Genomic DNA, 21,210 nt, shown 5'->3' on the forward strand with positions numbered 1-21,210 from the left:
CCCCACGGCCACGATGGCCCCCCACCGTCCCTCCAGCCATTCGGGAGCCGGCCGTGAACGGCTTTCCCTGGGAGTCCGTCTTCGCCGTACTCGGCCTCACCGTCCCCGTCGCAGCCGCCCTGTGGGAGTTCGTCCTCGCCGGCCGCAAACGCCTCGGCTACCGCGTCCAGATGGACACGACCGCCGGCGACGCCGCGGCCACCCCGTACGCCGGCGTCCTCCAGCAACTGCGTGGCACCGACGGCGCCCCCCTCCGCGACCCGTCGTTCGTCCTGCTGCGCATCGAGAACAGCGGCTGGGCCCCGATCGTCGAGGACGACTACCTCGCCCCCGCCGAGGGCCCCATGGGCATCCGCATCCGCTGCCGGGGCCGCCGCGTCGCCGGCATGGTGGTGACCGAACTCAGCCGCGACGAACTGCGCGGCTTCTTCACCCCGGGCACCGGCAACCACGGCTTCGTCCCCGGCACCGTCCCCGGTTTCGGCGTCACCGACGGCCTGATCGAACTGCCGAAGGTGAAGCTGAACCGCCGCGACCACTACAAGGTGCTGGCGGTCCTGGAACGCGAACGGGGCGTCCCGGGCGAGGCGTTCCCGGATCCGGAGGTCGTCGCGAGCGTCGTCGGCGGAGTGCGCGGCGGGACCATCAAGAAGACCGAGTACCACCCCTTCGCCTCCCGCCCCGTCATCGCCCTGCTCGTCGTGCTGGCCCTGGTGGGAGCGGTGCAGTCGCTGCTCACCTTCTCCCGCGACGACGACGTCCGGGCGGCGCCGCTGGACTGCGCGCGCGGCCGACTCACCCTCTCCGGCTCCACCGCGTTCGCGCCGGTGCTGAAGGAGGCGGCGAAGCAGTACGCGAAGACGTGCCCCGGCGCGCACATCTCCACCTCCGACAGCGACTTCGGCGGCAGCGGCCCCGGCCTGCGCGCCCTGGCGGACGCCGGCGACCGGGCGAGTCCCGCGGACGGTGACGGCAAGGGGCTCGGCGACCGGCTGACGTTCAGCGACGGCGCCAAGCCCGCCGGCTACCCCCGGCTGCTCCCCCGTCCCGTCGCGCTCTCCCTGTTCACCCTGGTCGTCAGCGAGGACGCCGGCGTCCAGGACCTCACCCTGGAGCAGATCAGGGACATCTACGCCGGGAGGATCACCAACTGGAACGAGGTGCACGGCAAGGACGTCCCCATCCACCTGGTCAGCCGCTACCCCGACTCCGGCACCCGCACCACGCTGGAGCGGAAGGTCCTCGGCGGGAAGAAGCTCCCGGCGACGACCACGAGCGACTGCACGGCCCTGGAGCGCGACAGGCCGGGCCGCTGCGAGGTCGGCAGGACGGACGTCCTGCTCGACACGGTGGCCCGCACCCCCGGTGCCCTCGGCCACAGCGAGGCCGGCAACGTCGCCGGGCGCGAGGGCGTCGTCCCGGTGCGGATCGACGGCTACCCGGCGACCCTGGACGGCGTCGAGAAGGGCGCGTACCCGTACTGGCAGACGGAGTACGCGTACACCTACGGCGAACCGCCCGCCGACTCCCTCGCCGCCGGCTTCCTGCGCTACCTCTCCCAGCAGGTCGGCCAGGACATCATCCGCTCCCACGGCGACCGCCCCTGCGCGGAACTGGCGAGGCCGCTGCTGTGCCGTCCGTCCGCGTAGCCGGTGCGGCCGCGGGACCGCGGACCGCGGCTCAGGGGTTCTGCCAGGCCGCCGGGTCCTCCACCAGGTGCCGTACCGGGCCGGGCAGGGCGCCGGTGGCCAGGTCGGCGACCGTCACGCCCTCCAGGACCTGGCGGACGTTGGCACGCAGGGCGATCCAGAGCGGGAGCAGCGGCTCGGCGGGGCCGGTGTACTTCAGCTGGGTCGGCCGTTCCCCGCGTACGGAGACGATGGGGCCGTCGACGGCGCGGATGATGTCGGCGACGGTGATCGTGTCCGCCTCCCGCGCCAGCCGGTAGCCGCCGTTGCCGCCGCGCTGGCTGGCGACGAGGCCGCCCCGGCGCAGATCGCCGAGGATGCCCTCCAGGAACTTGTGCGAGATGTCCTGCACCTCGGCGACCGCCTCGGCCTTCACCGGCCCGTCGCCCTGGCGCACCGCCAGCTCCACCACAGCCCGTACCGCGTAGTCCGCCCGCGCCGAGATCCTCATGCGTCCATTGTGGTGCCGAACGCGCCCCGCGGTGACCACCGGCGGGCGCGGCCTCTCCGCCCCGGGGGGCTCAGCGCGACGTCCGGTCGAGCGAGGACGGCGTGGCGCAGTGCTCCTCGCCGTCGGTGAGGTCGTCGCGTACGCGCATCAGCAGGTGCGTCAGCTCGGCGCGCTGGGAGTCCCCCAGCGACCGGAAGAGGCCGTCCTCCACCTCGTGCTGCGCCGCCGTCGCGGCGCGCAGCCGCTGTGTGCCGTCCGCCGTGAGCACCACCACGTGGCGACGGCGGTCGTGCGCGTCCCGGGTGCGGGTCACCAGGCCCTCGGCCTCCAGCGGGTTGAGCTGGGTGACCAGGACGCTGGCCGCCGTGTCGGTCTCGGCCGCCAACTCCGTCTGCGCGAGCGGGCCGCGGTCGTGCAGGAGCCCGAGGATGTGGAACTGCCGGGGGGTGAGCCCGTGGGCGGTGTGCGCGTCCCGCAACCGCCGCATCGCCTCGTGCCCGAGCAGGGCGAGCATCAGCCCCGGGCTGTTCCTGGGCTCGTCGCGCCGTGCGGTGGGCGACGGCGCCGGCGTGGTGATGGGGGATGCCTTGGTCACCCCGACACTCTACTAGGCGGGATCGTGTAGATTGCTACATGAATGAAGAACGTAAACGATCCCTGCACCTGTATCGAACTTGGGAGTGCCATGCCCACCACCGCTTCCCCGCCGCTCTCGGACCCGACCGCCGGCCTGGGCCTGCGCGGGGCCCGCGCGGTCGTCACCGGCGGCACCCGCGGCATCGGTGCGGCCACCGTGCGGCGGCTGGCCGCCGCGGGGGCCCGGGTGGTCGCCGTCGCCCGGCGGGAGGCCGACGTACCGGCCGGCGTACGGCTGGTGACGGGCGATCTGAGCACGGGGGAGGGTGCCGAGGCGGCGGCGCGGGCCGCGCTGGAGCACCTGGGCGGCGTCGACGTGCTCGTCGACAACGCCGGGCGCAACACCCAGGTACCGGACGGCGTCCTCGCCGCGTCCGACGACGACTGGCTGGCCAACCTCGACACCAACCTGCTGTCCGTCGTCCGTGTGGACCGCGTGCTCGTCCCGCACATGGTCGCGCAGGGGCGCGGAGCCGTCGTCCACGTCTCCTCGAACGCCGCCCGCTACCCGCAGCCCAACGGCGTGCCGTACGCGGCGGCCAAGGCCGCCCTCAACTCGTACAGCAAGAGCCTCGCCCTCGCCTGCGGGCCGCACGGGGTGCGGGTCACCGCGGTCATGCCGGGCGTCGTCGAGACCGACGCCGTCGAGGCCAGCCTCCGGCAGGCCGCCGAGCGGACCGGCCGTGATCTGGAGGAGATCCGCACGGAGTTCCACCAGCGCCTCGCCGCCCCGCTCGGCCGCCCCGGCCGGCCCGAGGAGGCGGCGGAACTCATCGCCTTCCTCGCCTCACCCCGCGCGTCCTACCTCACCGGCATCACCGTCCCGGTCGACGGAGGAATCCTGCCCACGCTCTGAACGGGCGGCCGCGGACCTCTTCCGCGTCATCCGACGCCGGTCCCCCGAAGCACCCGTAGGAGCCCGGCCAACACCCTCAAACCGGGAACCACCCTCGGCCGCGTCCGCGCCGCGGATGAGCGCCGGGATCGCGGCCGCGGTCCGCGAACAGCGCCGTTGGGCAGACCGCGTGAGGAGAGAACGCTGGAGGGAGCAGGGGCGGGCCTGGTCGTGTGCCCAGGTCCGCCCCCCGCTCCCTTCCTTACTCCCGGGGGAGTAATCCGCGCCCCCCGCCACCCCGGGCAGTACCCGCGGGCTCCCCCTCCCGTCCGACGCAATCCCCTCCCCGTGCCGGAAGGCTGACAGCTGAAAAGGCTGAGCAAGCGGTAGTCGCCGTAGCGAGGGAGATCTGCTCATGAGGGTCGGGAAGACAATCACGAAGGGCGTGGGACGCAGGCGGGCCGTGCCCTGGGTGCTGCTCGGGCTGTGGGTGGCCGCGCTCGCGCTGGTGGGCCCGTTCGCGGGGAAGCTCGGCCAGGTGCAGCACGACCGGGCCACCGACTATCTGCCCGCCGGCGCCGGCTCGACCCAGGTGGCCCGGATACAGGACGCGCTGCCCGGGGGCGAGAGCACCGAGATGGTGCTCGTGTATCACCGGGACGGCGGGCTGAGGGCCGCCGACCGGCGGGTGGCGGCCGGGCAGGTCGAGGAGATCGCCGGAGCGCACGAGCTGGTCGGCGGGAAGCCCAAGGGCGTTCCGTCCGACGACGGTACGACCCTCATGTACCCCGTCGTCAGCAACGAGCCCGGGAGCGACGAGAAGCTGCGGGACGCGCTCGTCGAGGAGGTCCGGGGCATCGCCCGCGGCCAGGACGGGCTGAGCGTCGAGGTGGGCGGCACCGCCGCGCTCGGCACCGACGCCGGGAAGGTCTACGACTCACTCGGCGGCCCCCTGCTCTACACCACCGTCGCCGTCGTCGCCCTCCTGCTGATCCTGATCTACCGCAGCCCGGTGCTGTGGCTCGTGCCGCTCGTCGTCGCCGGCGTCGCCGACTTCCTGTCGATGGGCGCCGTGTACGGGCTCAACCAGGCCTTCGGTACCACCGTCACGGGCCAGAGCGCCGGCGTGATGACGATCCTCGTGTTCGGCGCGGGCACCGACTACGCACTGCTCCTCATCTCCCGCTACCGGGAGGAACTGCGGCGCATCGAGCGCCCGTACGAGGCCATGGTCGCCGCCCTGCGCGGCTGCGGTCCCGCCGTGCTCGCCTCCTCCGGCACCGTCGCCGCCGGGCTGCTGTGTCTGCTCGCCGCCGACCTCAACAGCAGCCGCGGCATGGGCCCGATCGGCACGGTCGGCGTGCTGTGCGCGCTGGTCGCGATGCTGACACTGCTCCCCGCCCTTCTCGTACTGCTCGGGCGGCGGGTCTTCTGGCCGCTCGTACCGGCCTACGGCAGCGAACCCACGCGGCGGCGGAGCCTCTTCGCCGCGATGGGCGACTCGGCCAAGCGCAGGCCGCTGACCGTGCTCGCGACCGGAGCCGTCCTGCTCGGCGCGCTCGCCCTCGGCACGCTCAACCTGCCCGGACCGGTCAAGCAGGAGGATTCCTTCGTCACCAAGCCCGAGGCCGTCACCGCCATGGAGACCCTCGCCCGGGCCTACCCCGAGCGCGGCACCCAGCCCATCGACGTGATCACCCCGGCGGACCGTGTCGACCGGACCCTCGCGGCGATCCGGGACACCCGGGGGGTCGAGAGCGCCGAGAAGGGCCGTACCGGAGGCGGCTGGACCGAGATCTCCGTCCTCGCGAAGGACACCCCCCAGTCGGCGGGAGAGACCGCCACCATCAAGGCCCTGCGCAGCGAACTGAAGGGCTCCTACGTCGGCGGGGACAGCGCCGAGCAGATCGACCTGGAGGACACCAACAGCCGGGACACGAAGATCGTCGTACCCCTGGTCCTCGTCTCGGTGCTGCTCATCCTGTTCCTCCTGCTGCGCAGCCTCGTCGCACCGCTCATCCTGGTGACCGCCGTGGTCGCGGTCTGGGGCGCGGCCCTCGGGATCGGCGGGCTGGTCTTCGAGCCGGTCCTCGGCATCAGGGGAACCGATCCGGGGCTCGGGCTGCTGTCCTTCGTGTTCCTCGTCGCCCTCGGTGTCGACTACGGCATCTTCCTCATGCACCGGATGCGGGAGGAGTCCCTGGCCGGCGCGGAACCGGCCGCCGCCGCGCTCACCGCCCTGCGGAGCACGGGCGCCGTCATCGCCTCGGCCGGCCTGGTCCTCGCCGCGACCTTCGCCGTGCTGATGAACATGGGGCTCGTGGAACTCGTCGAACTCGGTTTCGTGATCGCCGTCGGCGTACTCCTCGACACCTTCCTCGTACGGACGTACCTGGTGACCAGTGCCAGCGTCGCCCTGCGCCGGAGGATGTGGTGGCCGGGCGCCCTCTCCCGCGAACCCGCGCCCGGCACCGGGCCGTCCGAACCGACCGAGCCGCCGCGGCAGCCGGAACAGATCGGCACGCCCTGACCCGCCGGGCCCACCACAGCCGACCGACCGGGCGCCTCTCCCGCCTTCTGCCGGAGAGGCGCCCCGATGACGGAAGATGGAGTCGTGCACGATCGGGGAGCTACCTCAGCCGCAGGGGACCTGAGCACCACCGTCGTACGGGGTGAGGCGCGGCCCCGCCGGATCGAGCGCGTCATGGCGGTCGTCAACCGGGACCCGCTCACCGCGCCGCACCGCACCCGCAACGACGCGCTGCTCACCGTCGGCGTCGCCGTGCTCGCCGTCGTCCTCGCGTTGCTCACCGACGACGGACGCCCGCTCGGCCCGACCGGCTGGGCCCTGCTGGCCTGCGCCCATGTGCCGCTCGTGTGGCGGCGCAGCCGTCCGCTGCTCGTGCTGCTCGCGGTGGCGGCCTGCGTCACCCTGCACCACGTCCTCGACTACAACCACGCCGTACCGATCCCCGCGACCCTCCTGGCGCTCTACACGGTCGCGGCGACCGGCACGGTACGCCGCTCGCTGCTCACCGCCGTCGTCGTCCTCGGCCCGACGCTGATCATCAACAGCTTCACCAACCCGGACGGGGCACTGGAGCTGCTGCGGATCTCCGGCTGGATCATCGCGGTCCTGTTCTTCGGCGTCGACGCCCGCTTCTACCGCCAGTACGTCGCCTCCATCGTCGAGCGGGCGGAGCGGGCCGAGCGGACCCGCGAGGAGGAGGCGCGGCGCCGGGTCGCCGAGGAGCGGCTGCGGATCGCCCGCGATCTGCACGACCTGCTCGCGCACAGCATCACCCTGATCGGTGTGCGGACGTCCGTGGCGGCCCATGTCCTCACCGCGGATCCGGACCGGCTGGACCGCACGGCGGTCGCCCAGGCGCTCGACGACATCGCGGAGACCTGCCGGACGGCCCGGGGCGAGTTGCGTACGACGCTGGAGGTGCTGCGGGCGAACGAGCGGAGCGTGAGCGCCGGAGGGGAACGGGAGCGGGTGGCCGAACCGGGCTCCGGACCGGGTCCCGGACTCGGCTCCGGTTCCGGTTCCGGGCTCGGCTCCGAGGACGGGCGTGGGCCGCTGCCCGGGCTCGACGGGCTGGGCGCGCTCGCGGACGCGGCCAGGGTGGCCGGGGCCACGGTCGAACTGTCCGTCCACGCGGACGGCGTACCGCCCTCGGTGGGCGCCGCCGCCTACCGGATCGTGCAGGAGGCGCTCACCAACGCCGTACGCCACGGGGGCCGCGACGACCTGACCGTCCGGGTGGGTCTGCGGGCGGCGGAGAGGACCCTGCGGGTGACCGTCACCGACGACGGAACGGGCCACGGGGTGAGCAGCACGCTGCGCGACGGGGCGGGGCACGGGCAGCAGGCCGTCGGCGGCGCGCCGGGGTTCGGGCTCGTCGGGATGCGCGAGCGGGCCCGTAGCGTGGGCGGCACACTGGACGCCGGACCGGGCCCCACCGCGGGCTTCGAAGTGACCGCCGAACTGCCGCTGTTCCGGGAGGAGCCCTCGTGACGGCCCCGACGCCGATCCGCGTACTGCTCGCCGACGACCAGACCCTCGTACGGGCCTCGTTCGCGATGCTCGTCGCGTCCGCCGGGGACATGGAGGTCGTCGCCGAGGCGGGCACCGGGCGGCAGGCCGTGGACCTCGCCCGTTCCGCGCGGGCCGACCTCGTCGTGATGGACATCCGCATGCCCGACCTGGACGGCATCGAGGCGACCCGGCTCATCGCCGCCGATGAGGACCTGGCGGGCGTCAAGGTGCTCGTCCTGACGACGTACGACACCGACGAGCACATCGTCGACGCGCTGCGGGCCGGGGCGTCCGGCTTCCTGGTGAAGGACATCCGGCCGGCCGAACTCCTCGACGCCATCCGGACCGTGGCCGCCGGGGACTCCCTGCTCTCGCCAGGACCCACCTCACGGCTCATCGCCCGTTTCCTGCGCGCACCCGACACGACGACGTCGGCGGTGGGCGGCCCGGACGGGCTGTCCGAGCGGGAGCGGCAGGTGCTCACCCTGGTCGCGCGCGGGTGCAACAACACCGAGATCGCCGAGGCGCTGGGGCTCAGTCCGCTCACCGCGAAGACCCATGTCAGCCGGATCATGGGCAAGTTGGGGGCACGTGACCGGGCGCAGCTGGTGATAGCGGCGTACGAGTCGGGGCTCGTGACACCCGGGACGCTCTGAGCGCCGCCGCCAGGTCCCGTCCCCGCGAGACCGCGCTCGGGGCCGGTGTCCGTGCCGGGCGGAGGCCGCGTACGTCCTCCGCCCGGCCGGACTCGGCGGCAGAGAACACCTACGCCAGCCGGATCACGTTCCAGGACAGCGGCTCCAGCGTCGCCGTCAGGCGGCCCTCCGTCACCGTCGTGCCCGGCACCTGGTGCGGGGTGACCCGGTCGGGATCCGTCAGCGTGTTGCGGGCCTCGGGGTCCTCGTCCGCGAGGGCCGTGTGTTCCACGACGCTCGTCAGGTTCAGGCCCGGGAGGGCGACCTCCAGTGGGAGGGGCTCCGTGCGGCCGCGGTTGACGGCGAAGACGGTGACCGTGCCGTCGTCCGCGCGGACCGCCGTCGCGTGCAGGAGGTCGGTTTCGCCGTACTTCCGCGTCTCGTACGTCGGGGAGTCGATCCGTACGTCCAGGACCTCGCCCCTGCCGTACCGGGACGCCTGGGCGAAGGGGAAGAACGTCGTCTGGCGCCAGGCGGGGCCGCCCGGCTCGGTCATGATCGGGGCGATCACGTTGACGAGCTGGGCCAGACACGCCACCGTCACCCGGTCCGCGTGCCGCAGCAGCGCGATGAGGAGCGAGCCGAAGACGACCGCGTCGGTGACGGAGTAGTTGTCCTCCAGGAGCCGGGGTGCCTCGGGCCAGTCCAGGGCGCTGACCTGGGCCTCGGTCCGGGACATGTACCAGACGTTCCACTCGTCGAAGGAGAGGTTGATCTTCTTCTTGGACTTCAGCTTCGCGCCGACGTGGTCGCAGGTCGCCACCACATTGTCGATGAAGGACTCCATGTCCACGGCCGAGGCCAGGAAGGAGTCGACGTCGCCGTCGTGCGGCTCGTAGTAGGCGTGCAGGGAGATGTGGTCGACGAGGTCGTACGTCTCGGTCAGGACCGTGGCCTCCCACTCGGCGAAGGTCTCCATGGACTGCCCGGAGGAGCCGCAGGCGACCAGTTCGACGCCGGGGTCGATCTGGCGCATCGCGCGGGCCGTCTCGGCGGCGAGGCGGCCGTACTCCTCGGCCGTCTTGTGCCCGGTCTGCCAGGGGCCGTCCATCTCGTTGCCCAGGCACCACAGCCGGATGCCGAACGGCTCCTTGTCGCCGTGGGAGACGCGCAGGTCGGACAGGGCGGTGCCGGCCGGGTGGTTGGCGTACTCCTGGAGCTCCAGCGCCTCGGCGACGCCGCGTGTGCCGAGGTTGACGGCCATCATCGGCTCGGCCTGCGGGCCGATCTTCCTCAGGAAGGCGATGTACTCGGACAGGCCGAACCGGTTGGTCTCCGTGGAGCGCCAGGCCAGGTCCAGGCGGCGCGGGCGGTCCTCGGCCGGGCCGACGGAGTCCTCCCACTTGTAGCCGGAGACGAAGTTGCCGCCGGGGTAGCGGATCGCGGTGACGCCGAGTTCGCGGACCAGGTCCAGGACGTCCCCGCGCAGTCCGGCCTCGTCGGCGGTGGGGTGGTCGGGCTCGAAGACGCCGGTGTAGACGCAGCGGCCCAGGTGTTCCACGAACGAGCCGAAGAGCCGGGGGTTGACCGTGCCGACGGTGAAGGCGGGGTCGAGGGTGAAGCGGGCGGTGCGCATGGATTCCCTTCGGGGAGGAGACGGGGCGGTCACTGGCCGGCCAGGCCCGTGTGGGCGACGCCCGCCACGATCTGGCGCTGGAAGAAGACGAAGACGACGATCAGCGGCAGCCCGGCCATCAGGCCGCCGGCCATGAGCTGGGCCCACTGGATGCCGTAGGAGTTCATGACGGTGGCGATGCCGTTGGGCATCGTCATCAGATCGGGGTTGTTGGTCACCATGTACGGCCACAGGAAGTTGTTCCAGGAGGCGATGAAGGTGAAGATCCCGACGGCGGAGAGGGAGGGTCGGGAGAGCGGCACGATGATCGTGAAGAAGACCCGCCAGCGCCCGGCGCCGTCGATGAACGCGGCCTCCTCCAGCTCGCGCGGGATGCCCTGGAAGAACTTGTAGAGGATGTAGACCATCGCGGCGGGCGCGCACTGCGGCAGGATCATGCCCCAGTAGGTGTCGACCATCCCCATCTGCTGCACGGTGGTGAACAGCGGCACGCCGAGGACGGCCGGGGACACCATGAGCCCCGCCATCACCACGCCCATCAGGGCGCCCTTGCCGCGGAACTCGGTGCGGGCGAAGCCGTATCCGGCGAGCGCGCTGACGACGAGGACCACGGTCGTCACGCACACCGAGACGACGAGCGAGTTGACGAACCAGTTGGTGATGTTGCCGGTCTCGAAGAGGGCCTTCCACGCCTGGCCCGTCCAGTGCTCCGGCAGCCAGTGCGTGGGCACCTCGACCGCCTCGGTCTCCGACTTCAGCGAGGTGAACAGCGCCCAGGCCAGCGGCGCGAGGAACACCATCGAGACGGCGACCCCGAGAAGGGTGAGGACGATCTGACTGGGGGTCCAGGCGCGACGGCCGTTACCCCGCGCCTGCGGTGCGGCGGTGGTCATCGGCCGCCCTCCTCACGGTTGCGCAGCAGCCACATCCGGGCGAGGGCGACGGCCGCGATGAGCACGAAGAAGATGATGGACATCGCGGAGGCGTAGCCCACGCGGTAGGTGGTGAAGCCCTGTTCGAGCGTGTACTGCACGAAGGTGCGGGTGGAGTTCTCCGGTCCCGGCCCGAAGTCCTGCATGACGACGACCTGGTCGAAGACCTGCAGCGAGGCGAGAATCTGCAGGGCGATGACGAGCCCGGTGATGTTCCGCAGCATCGGCAGCGTGATGTGCACCATGCGGTGCCAGGCGTTGGCGCCGTCCAGCTTGGCCGCCTCGTACAGGTGCGCGGGGATGCCCTGGAGGGCGGCCAGGTAGAGCAGGAAGCTGAAGCCGACCGTCCACCACAGGGTGGTGAGGACGGCCGCGAGCAGTGCGTACGACTTGTCGGTCAGCCACGGCGTGTCCAGGCCGAAGACGTAGTTGACCATCCCCGTACCGGGGTTGAACAGCCACTGCCACAGATTGCCGGCGACGGTGGACGGCAGCAGGAACGGCAGGAAGAAGCACAGCCGCCACAGCCACTTCCCGCGCTCGATGTGGTGGGCGAGCATGGCGAGGAGGAAGGCCAGGACCGTGATGCAGGGGACGACGAGCAGCGTGAAATACGCGCTGTGGCCGAGGGAGTCCCACATCAGCGGGTCGTGCAGCGCCTCGCGGTAGTTGTCGAGGCCGACGAAGCCCGGGGAGTCGCCGGAGATGTTGGCGTCCGTGAAGCTGAGGTAGAGGCCGCGCAGCAGCGGCCAGATGACGAAGAGGGCGAACAGGAGCAGGAACGGGGCGACGAACCAGCCGCCGTGCTGGAAGCCCTGCTTGCGGCGGACGGTGGCGCTGCCGACGGCGGCCCGGGTGCGGGCCGGGCGCAGGACGGTCTCGGCGCTGGTGGTGGTCATGCGGCGGCACCTCCCTGCGCGGCCGTGCGGCCGTCCATGGGGTTCTTGCTCGCGAGCAGCTCGGCGAGCGTGCTCCTCATCCGGCCCGCGGCGACCCGCGGCTTCGCGGAGCCCATCGTCGAGGAGACGACGATCGGGCCGACGCGCTGGGCGAGGATGCCGGTGGAGCCGGCGAACCACACCTTCGGCTCGGTGGCCTGGTGGTTCATGGCCGAGACGTACTCGTTCTGCGGCTGAAGCCTCTGGTACGCGGCCGTGGACAGGGTCGGCGTGTACGCCGGGATGTGGCCGCCGGCCGCCCACTGCAGGGCGTGCTTGACGACGTAGGCGGCGAGCCGGTGCGCCCCGTCGTTGGCGGCGCCACCGCGGCCGGACTGGTGCGGCAGGACGAAGGAGTGCGACTCGGCGTGGGTGGCCTTCCTGCCGAAGACGGGCGGCAGCGGGGTGGCCCCGTACTCGACCTTCGCGGTGTCGAAGACCGGCACGGACCAGTTCCCCTCCCAGCAGAACGGGGCCCCGTTGACGAACTGTTCGGCGCCGGCGCCGCCCGCGAAGGCGGGGTTGGCGTAGCCGTCGGTGATGTGCCGGCGCAGGAACTCCAGGACCTCGGTGGCCTTGTCGGGGTCGAAGGTGACCTCGGTCTTCGCGTCGTTGAACCAGGTGCCGCCGAGCTGGGTGTAGAAGGCGACGAAGAACCACCACTGGAAGTTCTGGTCGTTGACCCACAGCCCGATGGTCTGCAACCCCTTCTTGGTGGCCTTCTTGGCCTTCTTCAGCACGCCGAACCACTCTTCGACGGACGTCACCGGCACGATGCGGCCGTCGTCGCCGAGCAGTCCCGCCTTCTTCAGCACGTCCTTGCGGTAGAAGCAGAGCTGTACGTGGATGTCGAGCGGGAGGGCGTAGAGGGTGCCGTCGATGACGGCGCGCTTCCACAGTTCGGGGTTGAAGTCCTCCTCCCGTACGCCGTACTTGGCGAGCAGGTCGAGGTCCCAGGGGTCCAGGAGGCGGCCGGGCGAGAAGCCGGTGACGCGGCCGAGGTGCATCACGCCGAGGTCCGGGGCGCGGTTGCCGGCCGCGGCCATGGCGAGCTTGGTGTAGAAGGGGCTGCCCCACTGGAGGGTGGAGTCCTTGACGTCGATGTCCGGGTTGTCCTTACGGAACGCGTCCAGCATCGCGATCATGTTGTAGCCGTCGCCGCCGCTGAAGAGGTTCCAGTAGCGGACGCGGGTGCTCGCGTCGGAGGCGAGCGCGTCGGCGCCCGTGCCGAGGGCGGCGAAGCCGAAGCTGCCGGCGACGGCGAGGCCGCCGGCGCCGGCCAGTAGTTGCCTGCGGTTGAGGCCAGGTCGTCCCATTGCCCTGCCCTTGTCTGTTCGGTGCGCTGCGCGCGGGGTCGGTGCGTACGGGTGCGTGCGGCGGGCGACACGTTCCATATCTCGAACATCGCCCGGAACTTCGAACGGGACCGTAGAATCGAAGCGCTTGCGAGTCAATGGGTTACGCAGGAACGGGGCGAACCTGTGAGCGGGCTGGGTTTCTCACCGCGTGGCCTTCTACGCCTCGAGCGATGCGGCCGATCTCGCGACCTGCTCGATCTTCGCGCGGTACGCGTCGCGGGCTTCCTGGCCGATCCGCGTCTCGTGTCCGGGCCGCATTCCGGTTCGGCCGTCGATGTCCTCGCGCAGGATGTCGGATCCGGTCGCGGGTCTCGTGCTCGGCCGCCCAGTGATCGCTGCCGTCGGAGTCCTGCCACCGGGGCAGCGATTCCGGGGAAGGGCGGTCGAAGACCTCACCGAAATACCTGGCCTCGACGGTGGCCACGTGTTTGACCAGGCCGAGGAGGTTGGTCCCGGTCGCCGTCAGAGGCCGACGAGCGTCGTATTCGGACAGGCCGTCGAGTTTCCAGAGGAGCGCCTCGCGGTCCCGCCGCAGTCTCCCGTGCAGGCTGCCCTTCGCGAACTCGTCAATCATGCGGCATGAGCCTGCCATGGGCTGTTCGCGGCCGCGAGATCCCGTACGCGGACCCGTGCGGGACGGGGCAACGCTCCCGACCGCGCGGGCAAGGGCCGCGCGGTCGGGAGCACGTCGCTGTGCCTGTCGAGAAGGGAGGCGTCGGCGGGGCGGGGAAGGAACCGGGTCAGCCCGCGAAGGAGGGCTGGGGGACGCCCTTGCCCGCGTGGGGCAGGACCATCAGGCTGCCGGCCAGGGAAGGGGCGGGGGACAAACCGACGCGGGCCGTCGTGATGTACAGGTCCGTCAGGCCGGCGCCGCCGAAGGCGCAGGCCGTGACGCGCGGCACCGGCAGCGGGACCACGCGGTCGAGCGCGCCCGACGGCGTGTAGCGGCGCACGGCCGCGCCGTCCCACAGCGCCACCCACACGCACCCCTCCGCGTCCACCGTCAACCCGTCCGGATAGCCCGCGCCCTCCTCCACGGTCGCCAGCGGCCGCCGCCCCGAGGCCCGCCCCGTCGCCACGTCGTAGTCGAAGACATCGATCCGGCGCGTCGGCGTGTCGATGTAGTACATGAGCCGCCCGTCCGGGCTCCACCCCGTGCCGTTGCTCACCGTCACGTCGTCGAGGACCACCTCGGCCGCCCCGTCCCCGGTGATCCGGGACAGCGTGCCGCCCCCCGTCGCCTCGTCGTACCGCATCGTGCCGGCCCACAGCGACCCGTCCGGCGCGACGGCCGCGTCGTTGCCGCGCCGCCCCGGCACCGGCTCGTGCCGCAGCCACCGGAAGCCGCCGTCGTCGTCGACCAGCCCCACCCCGTCCCGCAGGTTGAGCACCAGCCCGCCCCCGGCCCGCGGCTTGACGGCGCCGACGTGCTGCTCGGTCGTGCGGACCGTGCGGCGTCCGGAGAGGGGATCGTAGGTGTGCACCCGGGAGCGCAGGATGTCGAGCCACAGCAGCCGCCCGGCCGCCGCGTCCCAGGTCGGGCCCTCGCCCAGTTCCGCCTCCGCCCGTACGGCGACTTCCACTTCGTACGTCGTCATGCCACGCTCCGGTGTCCGAGATGTTCCGACAGTTCGGCGGCGCCCTTCGCGGCGAGCTGCTCCAGCTCGGCGCGGCGCTCGTCGCTCCATCGGATCATGGGGACGGAGATGGACAGCGCGGCGACCACCCTGCCGGTGCGGTCGCGCACGGGTGCGGCGACGCAGGAGACGTCCTCGTTGGACTCCCGGGTCTCCACGGCGATGCCCCGGCCGCGGATCTCGCTCAGCGCCTCGCGCAGCGCGGCCGGGTCGGTGATGCTGTTCGAGGTCATCGCGGTCAGCTCGGCGTCGGCCGGGATGCGCGCGTCGAGCTCCTGCTCCGGCAGCGAGGCCAGCAGCATCTTGCCGACGGAGGTGCAGTGGGCGGGCAGCCGGCGGCCGGCGGCGGACACCATGCGCACGGCGTGCGTGGAGTCGACCTTGGCGATGTAGATGACGTCCGTGCCCTCCAGGATGGCCACGTGCACCGTCTCGTCGCAGGTCTCGGCGACCGCGCGGGCCACCTGCTGGCCCTCGGCGGCGAGGTCGAGGTTCTCGGCGTACCGGCTGCCGAGCTGGTACGGGCGGACGCCGAGGCGGTAGCGTCCCGGTTGCCCCGGGACCGGGACGATGTACTGGCGCGCGGCCAGGGTCGTGACCAGTTCGTGCACGGTGGTGCGGGGGAGCTGGAGCTTGCGCACGATGTCGGGGGCGGAGAGCGAGCCGTCACCGTCCAGGAAGAGCTCCAGTATGTCGAGAGCCCGGGTGACGGCGGGTACGAGGCGTCCCACGGTCCGGCCCCCTCTCTGTAGTCGTGTGCGCCGCGTTTCCGCAGTCGCGTTCGAAATCTCAACAGCCGATCGGAATGACGAACACAGGCTAGTCAACGGCCGAGGACAGCGGCAATGGGTGCGGGTGCGGTACGAGTACGGGTGCGGTACGGGTGCCCGGGGCGTGGTGGCGGGAGGATGGGCGCATGCCGCCCACGAAGCGCCCCGTCCCGGCCCCCTTCACCCCCCTCGACTTCCAGCTGGTCCTGCTGCGCCGCATGGCCGACCACAACGCCGACCTCGTCGAACGCGCCCGGCACGAGCTGGGGGTGTCGGTGGCGCAGATGCGGGAGGCGAACAGGCGGTGGCAGGCGATGGTCCGGGCGCCGCGCTCGCGCGGGGCGGCCGCGCGCCACCGGTCCGTGCTGGGGGCGCCCGAGTCGGTGACCCCGCGCCGGGTCGGCGACCTGGACTGCGAGGCGCTGCGCTGGCCGGTGCCGCTCTGGCCCGACCTGCGCTTCGAGGCGCTGGTCGGGCCGGACGGGTCGGTCTGGAACGAATGGCTGGTGCGGGCCCCGGGGGCGCCGGCACCGATGTTGCGGACGGTGGCGGACCTGACCCCGTGGTCGTGCACGGTCGACGAGGTCGCCCGGGCCTTCGCCCCGGCCCGCCCCCTGGAAGGTACGGCGCCGACCCGCTGGGGCCTGGCGTTCAAGGCGCCGGACGGGGAAGGGGCGCGCAGGGAGTACGCGGCGGAGTTCACATGGGGGCTGCTGCAGCGGGTGGGGGCGCGGTGAGTTCTCTCCACCCGACGGTGGGCGAGGCAACCCGTTCAGACACTGGCCGCCACCCGCAGGATCTCCCCCGCCACCACCGGCACCGATCCCGGATGCAGCCACAGGAACAGGTTCGGCTCCACCAGTTCGAGTTCCATCACGCACGGCCGGCCGTCGTCGCCGTCGACGAGGTCGACGCGGGCGTACAGCAGCTCCGGCGCCCCCGGCACCGCCGCCAACGCCCGCTCGGCCACCGCGACTTCCGCCTCCGTCGGCTTCCAGACCTCAAGGCCCGGGTGTGCCGTCTTGCGTACGTCGAAGGGCGTGCCGGCCGTCAGGACCGCCTGCTTGCGGCCCGCGTGCAGCAGGCGTCCGCCGAAGAACTGCAGCGGGCGTTCGCCGGTGACGTCGATGCCCTTCAGATACGGCTGCACCATCGCGGTCAGCCCCTCCGCGTGCATCCGCTCCAGGTGCCGTACGGCGGTCTCGCGCTCACCGGGGGTGTACCGCGCGGCGTACCGGGAGCCCGCCCCGGACGTCGGCTTGACGACGTACTCCCGGTCCCCGGGCAGCTCGACGGGGTCGCCGGGGGCGAGATAGCGGGTGGGGACCGTCGGGACGCCGGCGGCGGACAGTTCGCCCAGGTACCGCTTGTCCATGTTCCACCGTACGACCGGGGCCGGGTTGGCCAGCCGGGTCAGCTTCCCGCACCGCTCGGTCCACGCCGTGAACTCCTCCACCCGCCAGCTGTAGTCCCAGGTGGAGCGGATGACGACGAGATCGTAGGCGGCCCAGTCGGCCTCCGGGTCGTCCCAGCACACCGCCTCGGCCCGCGCCCCGGCCGCGTTGAGCGCCGCCACCAGCACGGGCAGATCGCGGTCCTGGGGTGCGTCCGGACCGGGCCGGTAGGTGGCGAGGGCTATGCGGGACATGGCACGGACTCCTGACCTCGGACGACGACGGGCACGGCGGTGGCACGCACCGGCCTCCGCGAGGCTAACAAGCACACGCGTTCGCCCGCGCCCGCCGGCCCCTGCCGGCGGGCGGCCACCTCGGCTGCGTGGTGGCGGACGTGGTACCGGCCGCGTAGGTTCGCGTGGCGGGTAGCCGTCCCCGAACGAGGAGTGTGCCGCGTGTCCCTGTTGTTCCCGGTTCCGGCCGAGGCCCCGGCCGCGCGGCGGCCCGCCCTGCGCTTCGGCTCCCGTGCCCTGAGCCACGGCGAACTGGCCGCCGCCGCGCGGGCGCTCGCGGTGCGGATCCGCGCGGCCGCGGGCGGCGGGCGGGTGGCGGTGTGGGCGACACCGGTACTGGAGACGGCGGTGGGGGTCGTGGCCGCCCTTGAGGCGGGCCTCGCCGTCGTCCCCCTCAACCCCCGGTCGGGGCATGCCGAGTTGGGGCACATCCTCGCGGACAGTGCGCCGGAGCTCGTCCTCGCGGCTCCGGGGGACGAACTCCCGGCGGCGGTGAGCGGGTTGCGGCGTCTGGACGTCGACGTCGACGCCCCCGCCGGCGGGGCTCCGGCAGCGGCCGAGGAGCCCGGGGCCGAGGACCCCGCCTTCGTCGTCTACACCTCCGGGACCACCGGCCCGCCCAAGGGCGCCGTCATCCCCCGGCGGGCCGTCACCACCACGCTGGACGCGCTGGCCGACGCCTGGCAGTGGACCGGCGACGACGTCCTCGTGCACGGGCTGCCGCTGTTCCATGTGCACGGGCTGATCCTCGGCGTCCTCGGCCCACTGCGGCGTGGCGGTGCCGTACGCCACCTGGGCCGGTTCTCCACCGAGGGCGTGGCCCGGGAGCTGAACGACGGGGCGACGATGCTGTTCGGGGTGCCCACGATGTACCACCGGATCGCCGAGGCGCTGCCCGGCGACCCGGAGCTGGTCGGCGCGCTCGCCGGGGCACGGCTGCTGGTCTCCGGGTCGGCCGCGCTGCCCGTCCACGACCACGAGCGGATCGCGGCGGCGACCGGGCGCCGGGTCGTCGAGCGGTACGGCATGACGGAGACGCTGATGAACACCGCCGTCCGCGCCGACGGCGAGGCCAGGCCGGGCACCGTCGGGCCGCCCCTGCCGGGGGTGGAGCTGCGGCTGGTGGAGGAGGACGGGGCGCCGATCGCCGCGTACGACGGGGAGACGGTCGGCGAGATCCAGGTGCGCGGGCCGAACCTGTTCACCGGCTATCTGCACCGTCCGGACGCGACCGCCGGCGCGTTCACCGCCGACGGCTGGTTCCGCACCGGGGACATGGCGGTACGGGAGCCGGACGGGTACGTCCGCATCGTGGGCCGCAAGGCGACGGACCTGATCAAGAGCGGCGGCCACAAGATCGGCGCCGGGGAGATCGAGAACGCGCTGCTGGAGCACCCGGGGGTGAGCGAGGCGGCCGTCACGGGCGAGCCGGACGCGGATCTCGGCGAGCGGGTGGTCGCCTGGGTGGTGGCGGCGGACCCGGCGGCACCGCCGGCCGCCGGGGAACTGTCGGCGCACGTGGCGGAGCGGCTCGCGCCGCACAAGCGGCCGCGCACCGTCCACTTCGTGCCCGCCCTGCCGCGCAACGACATGGGGAAGCTGCTGAAGCGGGCGCTGCGGGTGCCGTAGGCCCGCCGGCCCTGGCCGGCTCACAGGTGTGCGGCGGCGGAATATCGGTGGCACGGGTCTTGTTGCCCGGCCGTTGTTGATCAGCAAGGAGGAGACCCCATGCCCGCGACCCTTCGGCCCCGCGCGCTGCGCCCCGGCGACCTGGTGGTCGTCACCGCGCCCTCGGGCCAGCTCGAACCGGGCGAGGAACCGCTGCTCGCCCGCGGTGTGGCGATGCTCGAGCGGATGGGTTTCCGGGTGCGGGTCAGCCCGCTGGTCGACCCGGCGCGCACCCGCTGGTGGGCGTCGGGCACCCCGGCGGAGCAGGCCGACGAGCTCAACGGGCTGCTCCGGGACCCGGAGGTGCGGGCGATCGTCGCGCACACCGGCGGGCAGACGACCATCGGCTATCTGGACCTGATCGACCTGGACGCGATCCGGGCCGACCCCAAGCCGCTCATCGGCTACAGCGACATCTCGCTGCTGCACATGGCGCTGCACTCCCGCACCGGCCTCGTCGGCCTCCACGCCGACCTCGCCACCCACGGCTTCGGCAGCGACTGGTACACGCTGGGCGACGAGGCCCGCCGCTCCGAGCTGGTCGACCTCTACACCCGGGTGCTCACCAAGGCCGAGGCGCCGGGCGCGCTGCCGGCCCGGGAGGTGTGGGAGACCTGGCGGCCGGGGCGCGCGGAGGGTCCGCTGTTCGGCGGGCTGCTGAACCGGCTGATCCTGTTGCAGGCGACGCCGTTCGCCCCGGCCCCCGAACTGTTCGACGGCGCCGTGCTGTTCTGGGAGGAGTTGCAGCGTCCGGTCTCGCGGGTCTGGAACGACCTGCACACGCTGCGGCTGTCCGGGGTGCTGGACCGGATCGCGGGCATGGTGGTCGGCGTCCCGACCGAGGTCGAGCCGCACGAGGGCGGCGGGCAGCGCGCGGAGCTGCGGGACGTGGTCCTCGACGTGCTGGGACGGCGGGACGTCCCGGTCCTCGCCCAGGTCGACTTCGGCCACCACTCGCCGAACCTGCCGCTGCCCCTCGGCGTCCGCGCGGAGGTGGACGCGGACCGCCGGACGCTGACCCTGCTGGAGCCGGCGGTCACGGAGGGCTGACTCCCCTTCCCCGGGAACGCACCCCAGGTTCACCCGTCCGGGTGCTGCCCGCTCGGCCCAGCTCCGCGCGCGGGATCGCACGGCCGGTCCCACGATGCGAGTGAGGGGCCGCCGGCCGGAGGCCCCACGGTCCGTGCCTCGGGAGGATGTCGCCGTGACCGCGAGTCTGGAGCAGTTGCGCCGTTGCCACTTCGCCGTCGATCTGGGGGCGGCGAGGACCCGTGTCTATGTGAAGGGGGTCGGGCTGGTCGTCGACCAGCCCAGTGCCGCCGCCGTCAACACGCAGACCGGGGCGCTGATCGCGGTCGGTGAGTTCGCCGAGAAGATGACCGGGCGCACGCCGTCGTACATCCGGGTGGTGCGGCCCGTCTCCGGCGGCACGGTCGTCGACATCGAGATGGCCCAGCGCATGCTGCGCCAGCTGCTCGGCGAGAAACTGCGCCGCACGCTGCGCCGCAAGCCCCGGCTGCGGGCCGCCGCGTGCACCCCGCACGACGCCGATCCGCTGGCCCAGCGCGCCACCGTGGAGACGATGGTCGGGCTGGGGGCCCGGCGGGTGGAGCTGGTGGACACGCTGGTCGCCGCGGCCGTCGGCTGCGGACTGCCCGTGGAGCGTCCCGAGGCTTCGATGATCATGGTGTGCGGTGCGGCGGCCACGCAGATCGCCGTGCTGTCGCTGGGCAACATCGTCACCGCCGAGCGGATCCCGGTGGGCGGCGAGGCCGTGGACCACGCGATCGTGCAGCACCTGCGCCACCAGCACGAGCTGATGCTGCCGAGCCAGTCGGTACGGCCGCTGCAGATCGCCCTGTCCGGCAACGGGCTCACCCCGGGCGGGCCCGAGGTCACCGAGATCCACGGCCGGGACGTGGCCACCGGGCTCCCCCGCTCGGTGAAGGTCGACACCGCCGCCGTGCGCACCGCCATCCAGACCCCGCTCACCGCCGTCCTGGACGGCATCGGCAAGGTGCTGCGGGACTGCCCTCCGGACCTGGTCGCCGACCTCGCCGACCGGGGCATCATGATGGTCGGCGGCAGCGCCCTGCTGCCCGGCCTCGACCAAATGCTGCGGCAGGCCACCGGGATGCCCGTGCACATCGCCGAGCGGCCCGACGTGTGCGCGGTGCAGGGCCTGGGCGAGATGCTGGAGGGGCGGATCGAGCCGCTGGTCCTGGACCCGCTGGCCGCCTGACCCGGGAACAGGGCCCGCCGACCGCCCCGAACGCGCGGGGGGCGTGCGACAGTTG

At 72.8% G+C, this 21,210-nt stretch carries 19 protein-coding genes; 9 read left to right on the forward strand and 10 right to left on the reverse strand.

Annotated elements, in window-relative coordinates:
* Window positions 1-53 precede the first annotated feature (53 nt).
* A complete protein-coding gene (locus tag OIE12_RS10240; protein ID WP_329133963.1) occupies window positions 54-1,649 on the forward strand; it encodes a substrate-binding domain-containing protein in 1,596 nt (531 codons plus the stop codon).
* A 31-nt stretch (window positions 1,650-1,680) separates the two neighbouring features.
* Here the strand turns inward: OIE12_RS10240 and OIE12_RS10245 are convergent, their stop codons facing one another.
* Window positions 1,681-2,139 carry an RrF2 family transcriptional regulator gene (locus OIE12_RS10245; RefSeq protein WP_329133965.1) on the reverse strand — a complete coding sequence of 153 codons (459 nt, stop codon included), beginning with the start codon at window positions 2,137-2,139 and terminating at the stop codon, window positions 1,681-1,683.
* Between the two features lie 70 nt (window positions 2,140-2,209).
* A complete protein-coding gene (locus OIE12_RS10250) occupies window positions 2,210-2,734 on the reverse strand; it encodes a MarR family winged helix-turn-helix transcriptional regulator (protein WP_329133967.1) in 525 nt (174 codons plus the stop codon).
* A 90-nt stretch (window positions 2,735-2,824) separates the two neighbouring features.
* On the opposite strand from OIE12_RS10250, the gene OIE12_RS10255 reads away from it, so the two are divergent.
* The 4 genes from OIE12_RS10255 to OIE12_RS10270 all read left to right on the forward strand — a co-directional run bounded on the left by OIE12_RS10255 (window position 2,825) and on the right by OIE12_RS10270 (window position 8,308).
* Entirely contained in the window at window positions 2,825-3,631 is an 807-nt protein-coding gene (locus OIE12_RS10255) for an oxidoreductase (protein ID WP_329133969.1), read from the forward strand.
* 394 nt (window positions 3,632-4,025) lie between these two features.
* Window positions 4,026-6,140 carry an MMPL family transporter gene (locus OIE12_RS10260; RefSeq protein WP_329133971.1) on the forward strand — a complete coding sequence of 705 codons (2,115 nt, stop codon included), beginning with the start codon at window positions 4,026-4,028 and terminating at the stop codon, window positions 6,138-6,140.
* 174 nt (window positions 6,141-6,314) lie between these two features.
* Window positions 6,315-7,631, forward strand: a complete 1,317-nt coding sequence (locus OIE12_RS10265) for a sensor histidine kinase (protein WP_329141835.1) — start codon at window positions 6,315-6,317, stop codon at window positions 7,629-7,631.
* Window positions 7,632-7,696: 65 nt separating this feature from the next.
* Window positions 7,697-8,308 carry a response regulator gene (locus OIE12_RS10270; RefSeq protein ID WP_443054034.1) on the forward strand — a complete coding sequence of 204 codons (612 nt, stop codon included), beginning with the start codon at window positions 7,697-7,699 and terminating at the stop codon, window positions 8,306-8,308.
* Window positions 8,309-8,417: 109 nt separating this feature from the next.
* Here OIE12_RS10270 and arfA read toward each other — a convergent pair whose 3' ends face one another.
* From arfA to OIE12_RS10305, 7 genes are all read right to left on the reverse strand, one after another.
* On the reverse strand, window positions 8,418-9,923 hold the full coding sequence (gene arfA / locus OIE12_RS10275) for an arabinosylfuranosidase ArfA (RefSeq protein ID WP_329133975.1): 1,506 nt from the start codon (window positions 9,921-9,923) through the stop codon (window positions 8,418-8,420).
* A 29-nt stretch (window positions 9,924-9,952) separates the two neighbouring features.
* Entirely contained in the window at window positions 9,953-10,816 is an 864-nt protein-coding gene (locus OIE12_RS10280) for a carbohydrate ABC transporter permease (protein ID WP_329133977.1), read from the reverse strand.
* Entirely contained in the window at window positions 10,813-11,754 is a 942-nt protein-coding gene (locus OIE12_RS10285) for a carbohydrate ABC transporter permease (RefSeq protein WP_329133979.1), read from the reverse strand. Before OIE12_RS10285 ends, OIE12_RS10280 begins: the two co-directional genes overlap by 4 nt.
* Entirely contained in the window at window positions 11,751-13,109 is a 1,359-nt protein-coding gene (locus OIE12_RS10290; RefSeq protein ID WP_329133981.1) for an extracellular solute-binding protein, read from the reverse strand. The genes OIE12_RS10285 and OIE12_RS10290 overlap by 4 nt, the downstream gene beginning before the upstream one ends.
* A gap of 142 nt (window positions 13,110-13,251) precedes the next feature.
* Window positions 13,252-13,743 (reverse strand): mycothiol transferase, encoded by a 492-nt coding sequence (locus tag OIE12_RS10295; RefSeq protein ID WP_443053795.1) that lies wholly within the window; start codon window positions 13,741-13,743, stop codon window positions 13,252-13,254.
* Between the two features lie 148 nt (window positions 13,744-13,891).
* Window positions 13,892-14,749 (reverse strand): SMP-30/gluconolactonase/LRE family protein, encoded by an 858-nt coding sequence (locus OIE12_RS10300; protein WP_329133983.1) that lies wholly within the window; start codon window positions 14,747-14,749, stop codon window positions 13,892-13,894.
* Window positions 14,746-15,519 (reverse strand): IclR family transcriptional regulator, encoded by a 774-nt coding sequence (locus tag OIE12_RS10305; RefSeq protein ID WP_329133985.1) that lies wholly within the window; start codon window positions 15,517-15,519, stop codon window positions 14,746-14,748. The genes OIE12_RS10300 and OIE12_RS10305 overlap by 4 nt, the downstream gene beginning before the upstream one ends.
* A gap of 185 nt (window positions 15,520-15,704) precedes the next feature.
* Here OIE12_RS10305 and OIE12_RS10310 point away from each other — a divergent pair, with 185 nt between their 5' ends.
* Window positions 15,705-16,295: a hypothetical protein gene (locus OIE12_RS10310; RefSeq protein WP_329133986.1), complete on the forward strand. Its 591-nt coding sequence runs from the start codon at window positions 15,705-15,707 to the stop codon at window positions 16,293-16,295.
* A 35-nt stretch (window positions 16,296-16,330) separates the two neighbouring features.
* On the opposite strand, the gene OIE12_RS10315 is transcribed toward OIE12_RS10310, so the two are convergent.
* Window positions 16,331-17,206 (reverse strand): ATP-grasp domain-containing protein, encoded by an 876-nt coding sequence (locus OIE12_RS10315; RefSeq protein WP_329133988.1) that lies wholly within the window; start codon window positions 17,204-17,206, stop codon window positions 16,331-16,333.
* Window positions 17,207-17,407: 201 nt separating this feature from the next.
* On the opposite strand from OIE12_RS10315, the gene OIE12_RS10320 reads away from it, so the two are divergent.
* From OIE12_RS10320 to OIE12_RS10330, 3 genes are all read left to right on the forward strand, one after another.
* Window positions 17,408-18,874: an acyl-CoA synthetase gene (locus tag OIE12_RS10320; RefSeq protein ID WP_329133990.1), complete on the forward strand. Its 1,467-nt coding sequence runs from the start codon at window positions 17,408-17,410 to the stop codon at window positions 18,872-18,874.
* A 99-nt stretch (window positions 18,875-18,973) separates the two neighbouring features.
* Window positions 18,974-19,963 (forward strand): S66 peptidase family protein, encoded by a 990-nt coding sequence (locus tag OIE12_RS10325; protein WP_329133992.1) that lies wholly within the window; start codon window positions 18,974-18,976, stop codon window positions 19,961-19,963.
* Between the two features lie 154 nt (window positions 19,964-20,117).
* Entirely contained in the window at window positions 20,118-21,155 is a 1,038-nt protein-coding gene (locus OIE12_RS10330) for a rod shape-determining protein (RefSeq protein WP_030382097.1), read from the forward strand.
* Window positions 21,156-21,210 lie beyond the last annotated feature (55 nt).

The organism is Streptomyces sp. NBC_00670 (genome assembly GCF_036226765.1).
Taxonomy (GTDB): domain Bacteria; phylum Actinomycetota; class Actinomycetes; order Streptomycetales; family Streptomycetaceae; genus Streptomyces.

Bases quoted from the DNA above. Each gene is read 5' to 3' on its own strand.
- OIE12_RS10245 (WP_329133965.1), bottom strand. From the start codon at position 2,139: ATGAGGATCTCGGCGCGGGCGGACTACGCGGTACGGGCTGTGGTGGAG.
- OIE12_RS10255 (WP_329133969.1), top strand. From the start codon at position 2,825: ATGCCCACCACCGCTTCCCCGCCGCTCTCGGACCCGACCGCCGGCCTG.
- OIE12_RS10260 (WP_329133971.1), top strand. From the start codon at position 4,026: ATGAGGGTCGGGAAGACAATCACGAAGGGCGTGGGACGCAGGCGGGCC.
- OIE12_RS10265 (WP_329141835.1), top strand. From the start codon at position 6,315: ATGGCGGTCGTCAACCGGGACCCGCTCACCGCGCCGCACCGCACCCGC.
- OIE12_RS10270 (WP_443054034.1), top strand. From the start codon at position 7,697: ATGCTCGTCGCGTCCGCCGGGGACATGGAGGTCGTCGCCGAGGCGGGC.
- arfA (WP_329133975.1), bottom strand. From the start codon at position 9,923: ATGCGCACCGCCCGCTTCACCCTCGACCCCGCCTTCACCGTCGGCACG.
- OIE12_RS10280 (WP_329133977.1), bottom strand. From the start codon at position 10,816: ATGACCACCGCCGCACCGCAGGCGCGGGGTAACGGCCGTCGCGCCTGG.
- OIE12_RS10285 (WP_329133979.1), bottom strand. From the start codon at position 11,754: ATGACCACCACCAGCGCCGAGACCGTCCTGCGCCCGGCCCGCACCCGG.
- OIE12_RS10290 (WP_329133981.1), bottom strand. From the start codon at position 13,109: ATGGGACGACCTGGCCTCAACCGCAGGCAACTACTGGCCGGCGCCGGC.
- OIE12_RS10295 (WP_443053795.1), bottom strand. From the start codon at position 13,743: ATGGCAGGCTCATGCCGCATGATTGACGAGTTCGCGAAGGGCAGCCTG.
- OIE12_RS10300 (WP_329133983.1), bottom strand. From the start codon at position 14,749: ATGACGACGTACGAAGTGGAAGTCGCCGTACGGGCGGAGGCGGAACTG.
- OIE12_RS10310 (WP_329133986.1), top strand. From the start codon at position 15,705: ATGCCGCCCACGAAGCGCCCCGTCCCGGCCCCCTTCACCCCCCTCGAC.
- OIE12_RS10315 (WP_329133988.1), bottom strand. From the start codon at position 17,206: ATGTCCCGCATAGCCCTCGCCACCTACCGGCCCGGTCCGGACGCACCC.
- OIE12_RS10325 (WP_329133992.1), top strand. From the start codon at position 18,974: ATGCCCGCGACCCTTCGGCCCCGCGCGCTGCGCCCCGGCGACCTGGTG.